Below are 15,815 nucleotides of genomic sequence, written 5' to 3'. Positions count from 1 at the left end.
AAGCATAGATGTGTGGTGCCGTGAGCGCCGCGGTGTCTTCTGATTGCCCTCCACGATCTACTTCCTATGCAGGAGGACGAAGATCTATGGCGACTATCCGGAACTACCGACGTCCTGCCCTCATCGTCACCGTCTTCGGGGCGATGGGGCTGGCCATCATGTCAGGCGCTGCTCCCGCTCTCGCCGCCAACACTATCGACGTCAGTGGTGTTGGGCCGGCCAACGTGGGGGTCGACTACAGCTGCGAAGCCTCGGCCGGAGTGGCCGGCATCAAGGCGATGGTGGGCGATCCCAACGCAGACAGTCCGTCGGCCACCGGCACGCAGAACGCCGTCACATGCGACGGAGCCCAACATACCGCCGTGATCATCCTGGTCGGAACAGCAGGTGACGATGCGCCGTTGTCAGCGGGGCAGACGGTGCAGGTACGGGTTGCGCTTGTCGATCGCGACGACATTGTCGTTTCCGGGCAGGCGAAGGTGGTCTCGCTAGGGTAGGGCTCGATTGGTTTGTAAGGTGTCCTGATGTCCGATGTAGCGCATCCTTCTTCAGCGGTGCGTGCCGACCCGGCCGGGGCGCCCGTCACCGCACGAGACGCGGAGCACGACCTGCTCGCGCTCGCCAACCAGCTGTGCTTCGCTCTCTACTCGACCTCGCGGGCGATGACCGCCGCCTACCGTCCTTTCCTGGACGCGATGGAGGTCACCTATCCGCAGTACATCGCACTGCTCGCGCTGTGGGAGAGACCGGGCATGACGATGAAGGAACTCGGCGAACAGCTGCGTCTGGACTACGGGACCGTCTCGCCGCTCATCCAGCGCCTGCAAGCGCGCGGCCTGGTGGAGAGCGTGCGCTGCGTGCACGACCGCCGATCGGTCGAGTTGCGCTCAACCGAGGCCGGACACGCGCTGCGGCGGCGAGCCAGGGAGATGGTCCAGTCGGTGTTGGCCGCCGTGGGGTATCCCATCGAGTCCGTCGTCACCCTGCGCGATCAGGTCAACGCGCTCGGCGAGCGATTGGATGCGGTGGCGTGCGAACATCCCGGGCAGTGACGGGGGTTATGCGTCGAGCACTTGCGCTCGACGTCGCACCACCGGCGGATCGGTGGACCACGGGAAGTTGATCCAGCGGTCGGTGCGTCGCCAGACGTACTCGCTGTCGACTTCCGACCACGGCTTCTGGTAGATCACCGCGCAGCGCACCTCGGCGACCTGGCCGGAGCAGAAGTCGCGGACGAGCTTCAGGGTGGCGCCGGTGTCGGCGACATCGTCGGCGACCAGCACGGTGGCTCCGGCCAGGTCAACGGCCTGCGGGACGGGCGGCAGCATCACCGGCATGTCCAGGCGCTGGTCGACGCCGGTGTAGAACTCCACGTTCATCACGTGCAGGTTCTTCACGTCCAGCGCGTAGCCGAGCGCGCCCGCGACGAACAGCCCGCCGCGCGCGATCGAGAGGATCAGATCGGGCTCGAAGCCGTCCTCCGCGATGATCGTCGCGAGTTCCCGGCTCGCCGTACCGAATGACTCCCAGCTCAGCACTTCCCGATCTGCCACCGGCTCTCCTCTCCTGGACGCGACGCTGTGAGCATAGAGCGGAGGACGCCGCAGGTCTGCCGTCAACGCTGGCGCGACGAGTCAGCTGTCGCGCCACGCACGATGTGCTGCGACCTGTCCACCCCGCCGCTCGGAGCCGACAATTCTCTCGCCCGCGCCCGGTCTCTGATGACAGGATCGGCCTGTGCCCGACCACGTCACGCTCGAACCCCTCGACGAACAACTGCTCACCGAACTGCTGCAGGCCGCCGTGGCGGACGCGGATCCGGGCGAGGTGATGCCGGTGGAAGGACCGGGCGCGGGCTGGAATGCCCAGCGGGAAGCGGCGTTCCGAGAGTTCCACCGCGGTAGGGCACTGGCAGATCCGCCGATCGAATCGACGTACTGCATTGTCGCGGATGGTGCGGTGGTCGGGGCCGCCCGACTGTGTCCTGTCGAAACGGGCATCGCCGAAGCCGGGGTCTGGATCGGCCGTTCCCGCCGCGGCAGCGGCATCGGGACCGCGGTGTTCGCACAGCTGATCCAGTGCGCAACCAGCGAGGGCTACACGTCACTGTTCGTGAGCACAACGGCGGAGAACACCGCGGTGCTGCGCATGCTGACCAGCCGCGGGATCCAATACACGGTGAACGGCGAGGAGGTCACCGCCCGCGTGGGCTGTGGCTGATCGGTTATAGCCACGTCCCAGCATGGGCAGCGGCGTCCGTGCTCGGTTCGGATCGAAGGAGAACGATGTCGAGTGCGCTCAGATGTTCGGACTCCGCGATGATGTCGATCGCCGTGATCCGTGTGCCGGTGACCGTGATGTCGAGGGCCAGCACCGCACGACCGGGCGCGATGTTGAGAATGCCGACCCGGCCGTCGATAAGCGCGGTCCACGCGAATCTGGCGCGATCCGCGTAGGCGCGCGCCCCGCGTGCGACAGCAGTCGCGCCGCGCACCTGCAACGGATGGCGGGCAGGCGCCGCCGCGGCGTCGGCGTGGAGTACGACCTCGGGGTCGAGGACCGCGAGCAGGTCTTCGAAGTCACCTCTGCGTGCGGCGGCGAGGAACGCTTCGACGATGCGCTTCTGGCGAACCTGGTCGGCATCAAGGACGGGATCGGCACCGCGGACCCGGCGGCGGGCGCGAGAGGCCAGCTGCGCCGCCGCGTTCACCGAGCGGCCCAGTATCGGCGCGATCTCGGCCAACGGGACATCGAACAGGTCGTGCAGTACGAAGGTAACGCGCTCGGCCGGCGTGAGCGTTTCGATCACCGTGAGCAAGGCCAGTCCCACCGAGTCGGCGACGATCGCCTCGTCCTCGGGATCGGCCGCAACGCCGGGCCCGGCCCGGATCGGTTCGGGTGTGCGCAGTCCGACAGATTCCTCCCGCCGGGCCCGGCGCGCACGGAGCATGTCCAGACACACCCGCCCGACGACGGTCGTCAGCCAGCCGGTCAGGTTGTCCACGTCGTCGGTCGCGGCGCGGTCGAGACGCAACCAGGCTTGCTGGACGGCATCATCGGCTTCGCTGATCGAACCGAGCATCCGGTAGGCGACCGACCGCAGGTGGCTGCGGTTGCGTTCGAACTGTTCGGCAAGCAAGTTCCGGTCATCCATCTGTCACCGTCCTCAACCGCTCTCTGTCATCTTCCTCCGATCTCATTCGTCATAGATATGACGGAGAGGATGCGCCTCGTATGTCACCGCCGAGGCGGATGACCAGGGAGGAACCACTGCCATGCCGGAGGACACGTACTCGATGCGGCGGCCGGCCGTCGATGTGGACGCCCTGCGCGCACATGCTGCTGCCGCGCACACGCCGGACCCGCGGCGCTGGCTCGCGCTGGTCGTCATGCTGGTCGCCGGGTTCATGGATCTGCTCGACATCACCATCGTCAACGTGGCGATCCCGAGCATGCTCCAGGACCTGGACGCGGAATACACCCAAATGGAATGGGTTGTCGCCGGTTACGTGCTCGGGTTCGCGGCACTGCTGATCACCGGCGGCCGGCTCGGTGACCTCTACGGCCGCAAACGGGTGTTCCTGGTCGGCGTCGCCGGATTCACCCTCGCGTCGGGATTGTGCGGCGTCGCCGCCGACCCGGCCGTGCTCATCGGGTCGCGGGTGTTGCAGGGCGCGATGGCAGGACTGATGGTGCCGCAGATCCTGGCCATCGTGCGGGTCGATTTTCCCGCGGACGAGCGGGGCAAGGCGCTGGGCATCTGGGGTGGAGTGCTGGGCTCGGCGTCGGTGGCGGGACTCGTCCTCGGTGGTGTGCTGCTGCAATGGGACCTGTTCGGCTGGGGATGGCGCCCGATATTCCTGATCAATGTTCCGGTCGGAATCTGTGCGCTGGCCGGGGCGTGGGTGCTGGTCCGCGACTCACGGTCACCGGCTGCGAGCCGGCTCGATCCGATCGGTGTCGCGCTCGCCACCACGGCGATCGTCATGGTCGTGTATCCCCTGACCGAGGGACGGAGCCTGGGCTGGCCCGCATGGACGTTCGTGCTCATGGCGACCGGGTTGGTGTTGCTCGGCGTGTTCGTCGCCTACGAGGGCCGGCGCACCCGTACCGCCGGGTCACCGTTGATGGCGCTGGCCCTGTTCCGGGCGCGGGCGTTCTCGACCGGGATGGCGACGTGGGCGATCTTCTGGGTCGCGCTGGGCGGCTTCTTCTTCATGTGGATGCTCTACCTGCAGATCGGACTCGGGTGGACACCGCTGCGATCGGGGCTGACCGCCACCCCGTTCGCCGTGGCAGCGGCCGCCGGGTCCGGGCTCGCGGTGCAGGTGTTCGTGCCCCGGTTCGGCCGCCGGGTGCTCATGGCCGGTGCGCTGGTCAACGCCGCCGGGTTCGCCGGATACAGCTGGGTGGCCACCCATTACGGACCCGGGGTCGCACCCTGGCAGATGGTCATCCCCCTCGCGGTCGCCGGTTTCGGCTTCGGGCTGGTGGTCGCCCCGATGGTCGACCTGATCCTCACCGGTGTCCCGGCAGACGATGCGGGGTCGGCTTCCGGAACGTTGAGCACCGTCCAGCAAGTGGGAACGGCGCTCGGGATCGCCTTGGTGGGCGTCGTGTTCTTCACCCAATTCGCAGACGACTCCGGACGCGGTGTCGACGCTGTCACTCCCGCCCTGCACCGGCAACTCACCCTGGATGGCGTGCCGGCCGCGGACCGAGACGCCATCATCGCCCAGTTCCGCGCCTGCGTCCACGACAGATCCGCCGCCACCGACCCCACCCAGGTCCCCGACAGCTGCAGGAGTCGTTCCGGCCCGCCGGCCGCGACGCAGCGCATCCTGACCGACGCCGGCTTGCAGGCCAACGCCCACAACTTCGCCCGCACGTTCGGCCGCACCCTCTGGTACGGGGCGGGCACCATGGTCGCGGTCTTCTTCGGCATCTTCGGGCTACCGCGCCGGATGCGGCGCAACCGAGTCCACCTCGAGCGCTAGCCGTCGGCTGTCAGGTGTTCAGCGGCGCGGTGGGTGGGAACGTGACCGGCAACTCGGTCAGCGCCCGGTGGAAGGGGCCTGGTCGCCAGTTGGGTGTCTGGTTCGGCAGGTTCAGCCTGATCTCCGGGAGTGCGTCGAGGAGTTGGTCGATGGCGTCTTGGGCGATCAGGTAGGCCAGGGGTCGCGCCGGGCAGGCGTGCGGGCCCAGGCCCCAGGCCAGGTGGGACCGGTTGCCGGTCAGGTCGTCGGCGCGGATCGCGGGGTCGTTGTTGCAGGCGGCCATGCTGATGACGACGGGTTGGTGTGCGGGCAGCCATACGTCGTCGATGAGTATCGGGTGGCGGGGGTAGGTGATCAGCAGGTTGGCCAGTGGCGGGTCGTTGAACAGGACTTCGTCGAGGGCATCGCGGGACGACAGGTTGCCGCCGAGGATGCTGTCGCCGAAGCGCTCGTCGGTGAGCATCAGCAGCAGGGTGTTGGCGATCAGGTTCAGCTCGAATTCGATCCCGGTGCCGTAGACCTGGGAGACGTGGTGGGAGGCCTCTACGTCATCCAGCCGGGCGGGATGCTGGAGCAGTACCGAGGTGATATCGCGTTGCGGTTCGGCGCGTTTGAGTGTCACCAATCTCATCAGCGCTTCCCCGAGCATCTGGTTGCCCTTCTCGGCGTCGACACCTTCGAGCAAGGCGGCCGTACCGGCGGCGACCTGCCCGCCGATATCCGGCGGGCAGCCGAGCAGATAGTTGACGACTTCGAATACCAGCGGGAACACGTACTGGCGGATCAGGTCGGCAGACCCGTCGCGGCAGAAGGAGTTGATCAGCGGGATGGCGAGCCCCTCCACGATGGTGTGGAGGGCGTACAGGTCGACCTCGTCGATGCTCGCGGTGATCGCACCTCGGTAGCGGGCGAAGTCGGTCCCCGTGCTGCGACTGGCCATGGGCCGCCACTCCAGGAGGGGGAGAATGGGGCAGTCGGCGGGAATGTTCTTCTGCCAGGCGCGGGGGTCGGCGGGAAAGTGCTCGGGGTCATTGAGGATCCGCACCGCGGTGCTGTAGCCGATCACCAAGGTGGCGGGTACGCCGGGTGACAACTCCACCGGCGCCAAAGATCCATAACGCCCGCGCATTTCCCGGTAGGCCCGGTGTGGATCGGCCGCGAACTCCGGCGAGTACAGGGGCACCCGCGGGTCGTCGGAATCGATCGGAGAGCCGTGGACGACCGGGCACGATTGAGCCGGAACCTGCGACTGCGTAGTACTCAAAGGAGCAAACTCCCAACTGTTCGTAGGGCACTGCACGATTGCTGAAGCCTCGCTCCGCCCCCAGACGCTGCACAGGAGCGAGTTACCGGATCTTCGCTGGAACCGGTCGATGGTATAGCGCGCCCACCTGCCGCGACAGCGTGATGGGCAGCGGAACTCAGACGCCGAGGGCGTCCAGGGAATCGTGATCGTCGATGGCCGTGGTGATTCGCTTCAACAGCGTCAAGCACGTCTCCACCGGCTGCATCTTGGGCTGATACGCCGCCCTGCCGATCGTGAACGCCCAAGCCGCGTAGGCGAACATGGATTGCTGCCGGTAGGCCAGCCAGGCGTCATCGAAAGACGGCGCCTGCCCGCCGAGGGTTCCGAGCTCGTCCAGGTAGGCCGCCAGCAGTTCGCGGTCCCAGGCACGCCGGTCCTCTGGCTCGCATCCCGAGTTGACGGTGTAGGCGAAATCGTGCGCCCAGCCTCCCCGCATCACCACCTGCCAGTCGACGAAACCCATTCGCCCCGAGCCGGTTCGGTATGTCTGGCCGATGTGCGGGTCGCCGTGCAGCAGGGTCTGGGGTAGCTCGTCGGTCGCCTTCTCGATCGCTCGCTCGACACCTGCCCACAGCCGTTCGCTCTGGCCGTGCAGGGCCTCGGGAACCACTTCCTCGGCCCGCCGCAGGCCGACCTCGCACCGCTTCTTCATGTCGATGGCGGCGAGATATGCCTGGAGCGCTTCGGTCGTGGTCTTGAGATCCGTGATCGACGGATGGTTCCAGAAAGTGCGGTGCAGCCGGGCGAGATTGCGCACCAGATCCTCGATCTGATCGCGGGCGACCGGGGCGTTCGGCTCGATGAACTGCGCACCGCGGGTCGAGGCGATGTCTTCCATCAGAGCGATCGAACGCCAGGACCCGGCATCGGCGGCGCCCCAATAGCCGAACGGAGCCTCGATATCGACCTGGGGCCGGAAATCCCGGAAGAAGCGGGTTTCGCCGTCGATCATCTTCCCGCCACCGAGCAGAATCCGTTGCGAGAAGGCAGTTGTCGTCTTCGCGAAGAGATGGGCCGGCAAGCTCGCCTGCTTGCCCGCATCGTTGTACTTCACGCGAATCGCGACGCGAGTGGATGTTCCGCGGCTGCTGTTGGAGGTTTCGAACGAGAGCACCTCGGCCTCGGGGACATCGCGGCATAGCACGGCTGTGAGCCACTGCGGTGTGAGAGTTTCACCGGACACGGGTACGTCGTGGACGTCCCGAGCTTTCGGCCGGAACAGCTTCTCGCCCAAGAGGTGAGCGCCGACTGTAACCGACCGTCCGAGCAACCAGAGCTTGTGGTTCATTCACTTGCCTCGATTCCGGTGTGCGACGTGACCGCCCGAGCAGCTGGATCGCCAGCGCGCGGGTCCGCAGGACCCTAACCCATGCTCTCGAAATGGCTTTACCGCCAGCGGCAATGGAATCGTTCGCCCGTGCTCCCTCTCGCTCGGACGCGAGCGGGGCCGGTAGGACTCGCGCCGGGCGTGGCCGGCCCGTGCGGTGATCGAACGGCTTCATCGACGACGGGGGGCAGCAAACACGCCGCGACGAAGTCCGGCAGAATGACACCGTGCGCATCTTCCTGGCCGGTGCGACCGGCGTGATCGGCGTCCGCTTGCTGCCGCTGCTGGTCGAGGCGGGGCATGAGGTCGCGGGGATGACCCGGTCGGCGGCGAAGGCCGACCAGGTGCGGGCTGCGGGGGCCACGCCGGTGGTGTGCGACGTCTATGACGCGGAGGCCCTGACCGCGGCCGTGGTCGGTTTCGGGTCGGACATGGTGATGCACCAGCTCACCGATCTGCCCGACGACGCGGCGCTGCTTCCGGAACGCACCGAGGCCAACGCGCGCATTCGCACCGAAGGAACCCGCAACTTGATCGCCGCCGCGCGGGCCGCCGGAGCGAAACGCTTTCTCGCGCAGAGCATCGCCTGGGAGCCGCCCGCGGGGCGCGGCGCGGTGATTCGCGAGCATGAAGCGGCGGTGCTGGAGATCGACGGCGTGGTGGTGAAGTACGGCCAGTTCTACGGCCCGGGCACCTACTACGAGACCGAGCTGCCCACCCACCCGCGCGTGCACGTCGACGACGCCGCGGAGCGGACGATCCCGTTGCTCGACGCGTCCACCGGCGTCGTGATCGTCGCCGACGCGTCGTGAGCGAGCTCAGCGAGCGGAATCGTAGGGGTGCGACCGACGGAGCTGTACGCGGGTCGTGAGCGAGCATCGGCGAGTCGACCGAGGACACAGCGCGCGATCGAGTTGCGCGGCCCGAGGTGTGGTCGTGCGGCAGCGTCGGCGAGTCAACCAAGCACACAGCGCCCGATCGCGCGCGACGAACCCGATCGTCAGCAGGGTGTAGTCGTGAATGATCGTCCGCGAGTACTCATGGAAGCGGCGCGTAGTCGCGTGCGATGGAGTGCGGGCGACGTGTAGGCGTGAGGGGTATCGGGGCTGGAACCGAGCACGCACTACCCGGGCACGTGCGGCCGAGCGCAAGCAAAATGTAGTCGTGCGCTAAGTGGCGCAGGGGCCGGTGTCGACCGGCCGGTCGGAGAGCCAGCTGTGATCGAGTCGATCGAGAACTTCCGGCAGGCTCGTGGCGAATCCGACGCTGTCGTTGTTCTCGTCCACACCGAAGACGATGCCCAGCACGCGGCCGTTCAGGTCGACGAGCGGACCGCCGGAATTGCCGTGCTGGATCGAGCCGTCCAGGGTGTAGATCTCGCGCTCACCGAGACCGGTGCGGTAGATGTCGCGCACCTGGCGTGCGGCGCGGCTGCGCACCCGGGTCGCGACCGCGGTGTAGGACCCACCTCTCGGGTAGCCGAGCGCGATCGCGTCGGCACCCGTTCCGGCCGGCCGCGGCGCGGCTGTCAGGGCGGGCGCGGTGAGACCGGGGACGGCGAGCACCGCTATGTCCATGGTCGGATCGAACTGCACGACGCTCGCGCTGAGCGGCCCGTCCGCGGCGTCGACGGAGACCCTGGTGGACCCCGCGACGACGTGGGCGTTGGTCAGCACCCGCTCCGGCGCGATCACAAATCCGGAACCGGATTGGCGAACTCCGCAGGTCGGCGCCAGATCCTGGATACGAAGCACGCTGGGCCGCAACTCGGCGGGCACGGGTCCGTCGGTGATGGCCGGGTCTGGCGGCGCCAGCGGGCGGGCCAGCCCGGCGTCGGCGATCGGCGCGGTGAGCACTTCGGACAGCCCGGCCAACCAGAATGGCGCGAGATCGTCGACGGTCCGCACCGTGGTCGAATCACGTACCAGGGCCGCCGACTCCACTGGTGCGGCGAACAACCACACCACCAGCGGAACCGCGAGCGCATGGACCAAGCATCCGCAAACGGCGTCCGTGCGTCGGGCGGCGGGCGTGGACACGGCCGTGCGCGCGGTACACCCGGCCCGGTGCCCGGCGATCGCGCCGAACGCGATCAGTCCGGTGATCACCATCAGCACGAGCAGCAGTCGCACGGCGCCGGGGGCGAAGTTCGCGAGTGTCGTGGCCGACAGGGTCGCGCCGAGGATCGCACCGGCCAACGCGCCCGCCAATCCGAGCAGCGCCACGATCGCGCCGCGTCGCCAGCCGAGCGCCGCGGCGCCGACGAGTGCGACGAGCACGGCGAGATCCAGCCAGTTCGGCAAGGTCAACGCCACACTCCCGTCGCTGATCATCGAGAACGCCTGCGGTTTCGCCGCTGACGGCCGGCGTCGCCGCCCCGGCTATGACTCGGCTAGCGGATCGGCAACGGTCGAGCCGCTAATCTAATCAGCGATTCGAGCTGCGGCAACCAGCTTCCCCTAGGCGGTGGGCTGGGTGGCCAGCGCCCGCCGGGCATACGCGCGGACATCGGCGTCGGTGTCATCGATCGCGCCGCGCAGCGCATCGTGCGCGGCGGGCAGGTCCGGCCACGCCGCCAGCGACAAGACCGCAGCTTTGCGCACGTCGAGATGCGGATCGCCCAGCGCCGCAGCCAGGATCGGCACCGCGAGGGCGGGGTCGGCCGCGGCGAGTCCGCGTGCCGCGCCCACCCGGATCTGCCAGGCCGAATGGCGCAGCGCTGTCTCCAGCGTGGTGACGTCGTCGGGCTCGGCGCCGAGTTGTGCGAACGCGGTGAGCGCGGCGGCGCGCACCAGCGGGTCCTGGTCGCCGGCCAAATCGCGAATCACTTCGACGCCGCCGTCGCCGATCGCGGCGAGCGCTTGGGCGACCGCGATGCGGACCTCGCGATTGTCGTCGGCGGCGAGGGCGGCGACGCCGTCGCGGTCGTCCAGCGAGACCAAGGCGCGGACCGCCTCGATGCGCACCCGGTGATCCACGTCCGTGCCCGCCGCGCGGTACTGCGAAGCTGCTCCGGCCCGAAGGGCGCGCAGCAGATCGATCACAGTGGCGCGAACGACCGGGTCGGGCGAGCCGAGCCGGTCCGAGAGCCCGGCCGCCGAGGGCAAGACCTCCACCAGTTCGCGCAGGCTCGCCGCGGCCGCGCGCCGGACCGAGGCAGCTTCGTCGTCGAGCGCGTCGATCAGGGCGGCCGGGAAGCCGTCCGGTGTGTGCTCGGTCAGCACCGAGATCGCCGCTGCCCGCACGCCCGCGTCCGGATCGGTCAGATGGGCCGACAGCTGCGGCACGGTCGGCTCGTCGAGCGCGAGCAACGCGACAATGCGGGGTGACGGGGGAGTGGTCGGTTGCTTCCCAGCGGCGGAGCCGTGCTCAGCGGCGGCGACGCCGGCGTGCGGCGCACGGCCTGTGGCCGGTTGCGGCTGGTGCACCGGCACCGCCGCGACATCGGCCGAGGGCAGGTCGTCGAGTCCGGGCACCGGAACCAGGTACGGGGCCACCGGCCGCTTCAGGAATGCCATGGTTCCGTCGGGGTTCTTGCGGAGGTTGAGGTGGTATCGCCATTCGACATCGTCGCGTTCGGGGAGGTCGGCGCGCTCATGGTAGAGGCCCCAACGGGATTCGGTCCTGGTCAGGGAGCTGCGGGCGGCCATTTCAGCGCAGTCGCGGATGAACGACACTTCGACCGCGCGCATCAGCTCGTGCGGGGTGCGTGCGCCGATGCCCTCGATCTCATCGCGCATCCGTTCGAAGGTTTCCACCGCGATGGCGAGTTTGGTGGCCGTTTTGGGTGGCGCCACATAGTCGTTGACGAAGCGGCGCAATTTGTATTCGACCTGCGGCTGCGGCGGCCCGTCCGGATGACGCAGCGGGCCGTAGATCAGCTCGTGTGCCGCGGCCAGCTGGTCTTCGGGCAGCTCATCCGGCGCCGCGACCTCATCGAGCGTCGACGCGGCGTGCGCGCCCGCGAGATCGCCGAAGACGAACGCGCCGATCATGTAGTTGTGCGGCACGCACGCCAGATCGCCCGCCGCGTACAAGCCGGGCACCGTGGTGCGCGCGTGCTCGTCGACCCACACGCCGGAGGCGGAGTGCCCGCCGCACAAGCCGATTTCGGAGATGTGCATCTCGATGTCGTGGGTGCGGTAGTCGTGGCCGCGGTTGGCGTGGAAAGTGCCGCGGGTCGGGCGCTCGGTGGTGTGCAGGATGCCTTCGAGCGTGCTCAGCGTCTCGTCCGGCAGGTGCGAGACCTTGAGGTAGATGGGTCCGCGCGCGGATTCGATCTCGCGCTTCACTTCCGCCATCATCTTGCCGGACCAGTAGTCGGAGTCGACGAAGCGTTCGCCCTCGGCGTTGACCTGGTAGCCGCCGAATGGATTGGCGACATAGGCGCACGCCGGGCCGTTGTAGTCCTTGATCAGCGGGTTGATCTGGAAGCACTCGATGCCGCTGAGCTCGGCGCCCGCGTGGTAGGCCATCGAGTAACCGTCGCCCGCGTTCGTCGGATTCTCGTAGGTGCCGTATAGATATCCGCTGGCGGGCAGCCCGAGCCTGCCGCAGGGTCCGGTGGCCAGGATCACCGCCTTCGCACCGACGGCCACGAATTCGCCGGTGCGCGTGTGCAGCGCGGCGGCGCCGATCGCGCGTCCGTTCTCGGTGAGCACGCGCACGGGCATGAGCCGGTTCTCGATGCGGATCTTCTCGCGCATGCTGCGTTGCCGCAGCACGCGATACAGCGCCTTCTTGACATCCTTGCCCTCGGGCATCGGCAGGACGTACGAACCGGAGCGGTGTACCCGGCGCACCGCGTACTCGCCGTACTCGTCCTTCTCGAATTTCACCCCATAGCGTTCCAGCCGCTGCACCATGGCGAAGCCGCGCGTCGCGGTCTGGTACACGGTGCGCTGGTCGACGATTCCGTCGTTGGCCCTGGTGATCTCGGCGACGTAGTCCTCCGGTTCGGCCTTGCCGGGAATGACGGCGTTGTTCACCCCGTCCATGCCCATGGCCAGCGCACCGGAGTGCCGCACGTGCGCCTTCTCCAGCAGCAGCACGTTCGCGCCCTGCTCGGCGGCGGTGAGCGCGGCCATGGTGCCCGCGGTGCCGCCGCCGATGACGAGCACGTCGCAGTCCAGCCGAATCCGTTCCGACAGCGGCGGAATGTTCACAGCTTCTCCAGGATCTCGGCCTTCGTCGCGGACCGGTCGATCGCCTCGCGCGGGCTGGGCACCGGCACCAGCGCGCGCAGGGTGCCGCCGCCGAGCAGGGCGATGCGGTCGCCGAGCAGCAGGGCCTCGTCGAGGTCGTGGGTGACGAAGACGACGGTGGTGGGATGGGCGCGCCAGGTGTCGATCAGCAGGCGCTGCATGGTCTCCCGCGTCTGCGTGTCCAGTGCGCCGAACGGCTCGTCCATCAGCACGGCGCGCGGTGCGGCGGCGAGGCTGCGCGCCAGCTGGACCCGCTGGCGCATGCCGCCGGACAGGTCGCGGGGCAGATAGTCGGCATACCCGGTGAGCCCGACTTCGTCCACCCAGTGCAGTGCCGTGGTCCGGCGTTCGGCGCGGGGGGTTCCGCGCAGGCGCAGGGCGAGTTCGATGTTCTGCCGCGCGGTGCGCCACGGCAGGAGCGCGTCGTCCTGGAACACCAGGGCGCGGTCGGCGGCGGGTCCGGTGACGGCGTCGCCGTCGGCCAGGATCGAACCGCCCTCCGGCGCGCGCAGTCCGGCGATGGCGCGCAGCAGTGTCGACTTGCCGCAACCGGATTTGCCGACCACGACGAGGATTTCGCCCGGCGCGATGGTCAAGTCGAGCCGGTCGAGCACGGGTTCGCCGCCGTAGGCGATCCGGACGCCGGCGAGGCTCAAACGCATGCCGGTCGAGGCCGGTGCTTCGATCACTGTGGTCATGCCTCGACCTCCCTGGGCAGCCAGCGGGTGATGCGGCGGCCGGCCAGCTCGACCAGCGCCGAAGTCGCGAAACCGAGGACGCCGATGGTGATCATGCCGACGAACACCGCCGGGTAGTCCACAATGGTGTACGCCTGCCAGGTCCGGTAGCCGACGCCGAGACGCCCGGAGATCATCTCCGCGGAGATCAGGCAGATCCAGGCCACGCCGACGCCGACCGACAGGCCGCTGAAGACGCCGGGCAGGATGCCGGGGAACACCACGCGCGCCAGCACGTCCAGCCGGGACGCGCCGAGCGTGCGCAGCGCGTCCTCCCAGATGGTCGGCAGCGCGCGCACCGCGTGCCGCGTGCTGACCAGCACCGGGAACAGCGACGCGGTGAAGGTGATGAACACGATGCCGGATTCGTCGCTGGGGAACAGCAGGATCGCGACCGGGACCAGCGCGATCGCCGGAATCGGCCGCACCAGTTCGGCGAGCGGGCCGAGAGTGTCGGCGAGCAGCCGGGACCGGCCGAGGCCGATGCCTGCGATCACGCCGGCCACCGCGGCCAGCCCGAAGCCGGTGCCGATCCGCAGCAGCGACTGAGCGATATCCAGGTAGTACTGGTCGGCGCGCAGCTGCGTGCCGAATTCGGCGATGATCTCGGTGACGGTGGGCAACGTGTCGAAGCGCAGGCCCGCCCGCACGTTGTTGATCGTGAGCAGCTGCCACACACCGACCACGACGGCGACCGACACGACTCGCAGCAGGCGCGAGCGCCACACCGAGGGCGGCGTCGGGGCCGACCGGGTCGCGGCCGGCGCCGACGTAGTGACCTGCGCCGAGGGGGCGGCGAGTTCGCTTGTCATCCGCGTACTTCCGTGACGGCCTGGTCGTAACCGACCGGCGTGGCCGACGGGTGCGACTGCCGGTAGCGCTGCGCCGCGGTGGCCGTGGTGAAGGGCAGGTAGGTCGTGCCGTCGCGCAGCCACACCGCCTTGTCGGCGAACCAGCGCGTGCCGAGCTCGGCGTCCGGGACGTAGGCGGCGCGGATCGTCTTGCCCTGCGCCTTCGCGGCCTGGATCGCGCGCAGCAGGCAGGTCGGGTCGGCGGCCGGTTGCGGCTTGTCCGCGCCGTCGAGCCACAGCTCCCCGGCCAGCGCGGGGTTCTGCGCGGCGGTGCCGCAGACGGGATCGATGCCGGTGACCCGCGTGGGGTTGGCCTGGTCCGCCAGTTCGCGGTCGTAGTCGCGGCCGGTCTCGGCGAACGCTTTGCGCAGCGGCGCATCCTCGACGAACCGGTCGATATCGAGATCGGCGAAGTCTCCGATCGACTTCAGGTACGCCACATCACTTTTCAGCGCCGCGATCAGGCTCGGCTCGAGCGTGGTGTCGAAACTCGTTCCGCCGGGACCGTTGTAGAGGTACACCACTTCCTGCGGCAGGCCGGAGGCGTCCGCGACGATCTCGGCGGCTTCGAACGGCTTGTCGCGCAGGAACTGGGTGGCGTCGAGCTGTGCGGCGAGGAAGGCCTGGAGCACTTCGGGATGCTCGGCGGCGTACGCGCGCCGGGCGACCACGCCGTGGAAGGTCGGCACGCCGAGTTCGGCGCCGTCGTAGAGCAGCTTGGCCTTGTTCTGGAAGACGAGCAGACCGGGCCACGCGACGAACTGCGACAGCGCGCTCACCTGGTGCGATTCCAGCGCGGTCGCGCCGACCTGCGGCTGCTGGTTGAGCACCTCCACGCCCTTGGCCGGGTCGATACCGGCCCGGGACAGGGCCTGCACCAACGTGCCGTGGCCTGCCGAACCGACGCTGGCGGAGATCTTCTGCCCGGCCAGATCGGTGATCCCGCTCGCCGCCGAATCATTCGGCACCACGACCATGTTCAGCGCGCCCTTGGGGTTGTACCCGGTGACCGACACCAGTTCGGTCTTCGCGCGTTCGTTGGCCTGGGTGCGGGAGCCGTTGATCAGCAGCGGGTAATCGCCCATCGAGCCGATGTCGATCTTCTCGGCCACCATCTGCGCGGTGATCGGGGCGCCTGTGTCGTAGTCCTGCCATTCGACCTGGTACTTCGCGCCGCCGTTGTCGGTGATCTTCTGTAGCCGCTGCTCCAGGTAACCCTGCGCACGCAGCAGCGTGCCCGCGGTGACGGTGTTGATGGTCTTGGATTGGTAGCCGATGACCACCTTGACGGTGCCGGCCGGGGTGGCGTCGGTGTTCTCCAGGGAGCAGCCGGTCAGCGCGAGCGCGGCGGCGAGCAGGACGGAGGCGAGTTTTGCTTTCATCGGTCTTCCAG

At 68.7% G+C, this 15,815-nt stretch carries 14 protein-coding genes; 5 read left to right on the top strand and 9 right to left on the bottom strand.

The features are described from left to right. Positions 1–86: 86 nt before the first annotated feature. A complete protein-coding gene (locus IU459_RS26590) occupies positions 87–497 on the top strand; it encodes a hypothetical protein (protein ID WP_195132311.1) in 411 nt (136 codons plus the stop codon). Between the two features lie 27 nt (positions 498–524). After that, positions 525–1,052 (top strand): MarR family winged helix-turn-helix transcriptional regulator, encoded by a 528-nt coding sequence (locus IU459_RS26585; RefSeq protein ID WP_195132310.1) that lies wholly within the window; start codon positions 525–527, stop codon positions 1,050–1,052. 6 nt (positions 1,053–1,058) lie between these two features. Here the strand turns inward: IU459_RS26585 and IU459_RS26580 are convergent, their stop codons facing one another. Next, complete coding sequence (locus tag IU459_RS26580) at positions 1,059–1,553, bottom strand: phosphoribosyltransferase (protein WP_195132309.1); 495 nt, start codon at positions 1,551–1,553, stop codon at positions 1,059–1,061. A gap of 184 nt (positions 1,554–1,737) precedes the next feature. Between IU459_RS26580 and IU459_RS26575 the strand changes: the two genes are divergently transcribed. Further along, positions 1,738–2,220: a GNAT family N-acetyltransferase gene (locus tag IU459_RS26575; RefSeq protein ID WP_195132308.1), complete on the top strand. Its 483-nt coding sequence runs from the start codon at positions 1,738–1,740 to the stop codon at positions 2,218–2,220. Between the two features lie 4 nt (positions 2,221–2,224). Here IU459_RS26575 and IU459_RS26570 read toward each other — a convergent pair whose 3' ends face one another. Then, positions 2,225–3,154, bottom strand: coding sequence for a sigma-70 family RNA polymerase sigma factor (locus IU459_RS26570; protein WP_195132307.1), 930 nt, complete (start codon positions 3,152–3,154; stop codon positions 2,225–2,227). Positions 3,155–3,275: 121 nt separating this feature from the next. On the opposite strand from IU459_RS26570, the gene IU459_RS26565 reads away from it, so the two are divergent. Next, positions 3,276–4,997, top strand: coding sequence for an MFS transporter (locus tag IU459_RS26565; RefSeq protein WP_228838563.1), 1,722 nt, complete (start codon positions 3,276–3,278; stop codon positions 4,995–4,997). A gap of 10 nt (positions 4,998–5,007) precedes the next feature. Here IU459_RS26565 and IU459_RS26560 read toward each other — a convergent pair whose 3' ends face one another. Both IU459_RS26560 and IU459_RS26555 read right to left on the bottom strand, forming a co-directional pair. Continuing rightward, positions 5,008–6,261 (bottom strand): cytochrome P450, encoded by a 1,254-nt coding sequence (locus IU459_RS26560; RefSeq protein ID WP_195132306.1) that lies wholly within the window; start codon positions 6,259–6,261, stop codon positions 5,008–5,010. A 157-nt stretch (positions 6,262–6,418) separates the two neighbouring features. Beyond that, entirely contained in the window at positions 6,419–7,591 is a 1,173-nt protein-coding gene (locus IU459_RS26555; RefSeq protein WP_195132305.1) for an aminoglycoside phosphotransferase family protein, read from the bottom strand. A gap of 266 nt (positions 7,592–7,857) precedes the next feature. Between IU459_RS26555 and IU459_RS26550 the strand changes: the two genes are divergently transcribed. Then, positions 7,858–8,442 (top strand): NAD-dependent epimerase/dehydratase family protein, encoded by a 585-nt coding sequence (locus IU459_RS26550; RefSeq protein ID WP_195132304.1) that lies wholly within the window; start codon positions 7,858–7,860, stop codon positions 8,440–8,442. A 357-nt stretch (positions 8,443–8,799) separates the two neighbouring features. Here the strand turns inward: IU459_RS26550 and IU459_RS26545 are convergent, their stop codons facing one another. The 5 genes from IU459_RS26545 to IU459_RS26525 all read right to left on the bottom strand — a co-directional run bounded on the left by IU459_RS26545 (position 8,800) and on the right by IU459_RS26525 (position 15,804). Next, entirely contained in the window at positions 8,800–9,963 is a 1,164-nt protein-coding gene (locus IU459_RS26545) for a MarP family serine protease (protein ID WP_195132303.1), read from the bottom strand. A 126-nt stretch (positions 9,964–10,089) separates the two neighbouring features. Next, positions 10,090–12,795 carry a fumarate reductase/succinate dehydrogenase flavoprotein subunit gene (locus IU459_RS26540; RefSeq protein ID WP_195132302.1) on the bottom strand — a complete coding sequence of 902 codons (2,706 nt, stop codon included), beginning with the start codon at positions 12,793–12,795 and terminating at the stop codon, positions 10,090–10,092. Further along, entirely contained in the window at positions 12,792–13,532 is a 741-nt protein-coding gene (locus IU459_RS26535) for an ABC transporter ATP-binding protein (RefSeq protein ID WP_195132301.1), read from the bottom strand. The genes IU459_RS26540 and IU459_RS26535 overlap by 4 nt, the downstream gene beginning before the upstream one ends. After that, complete coding sequence (locus IU459_RS26530; RefSeq protein ID WP_195132300.1) at positions 13,529–14,383, bottom strand: ABC transporter permease; 855 nt, start codon at positions 14,381–14,383, stop codon at positions 13,529–13,531. The genes IU459_RS26535 and IU459_RS26530 overlap by 4 nt, the downstream gene beginning before the upstream one ends. Next, the gene (locus IU459_RS26525; protein WP_195132299.1) at positions 14,380–15,804 is read right to left on the bottom strand and encodes an ABC transporter substrate-binding protein; all 1,425 of its coding nucleotides are present in this window, start codon (positions 15,802–15,804) and stop codon (positions 14,380–14,382) included. The genes IU459_RS26530 and IU459_RS26525 overlap by 4 nt, the downstream gene beginning before the upstream one ends. Between the last annotated feature and the right edge of the window lie 11 nt (positions 15,805–15,815).

It is taken from the genome of Nocardia amamiensis (assembly GCF_015477605.1).
GTDB lineage: Bacteria > Actinomycetota > Actinomycetes > Mycobacteriales > Mycobacteriaceae > Nocardia > Nocardia amamiensis_A.
The sequence above is the reverse complement of the archived record's forward strand: the minus strand, read 5'-3'. Positions and strand labels throughout refer to the sequence as shown.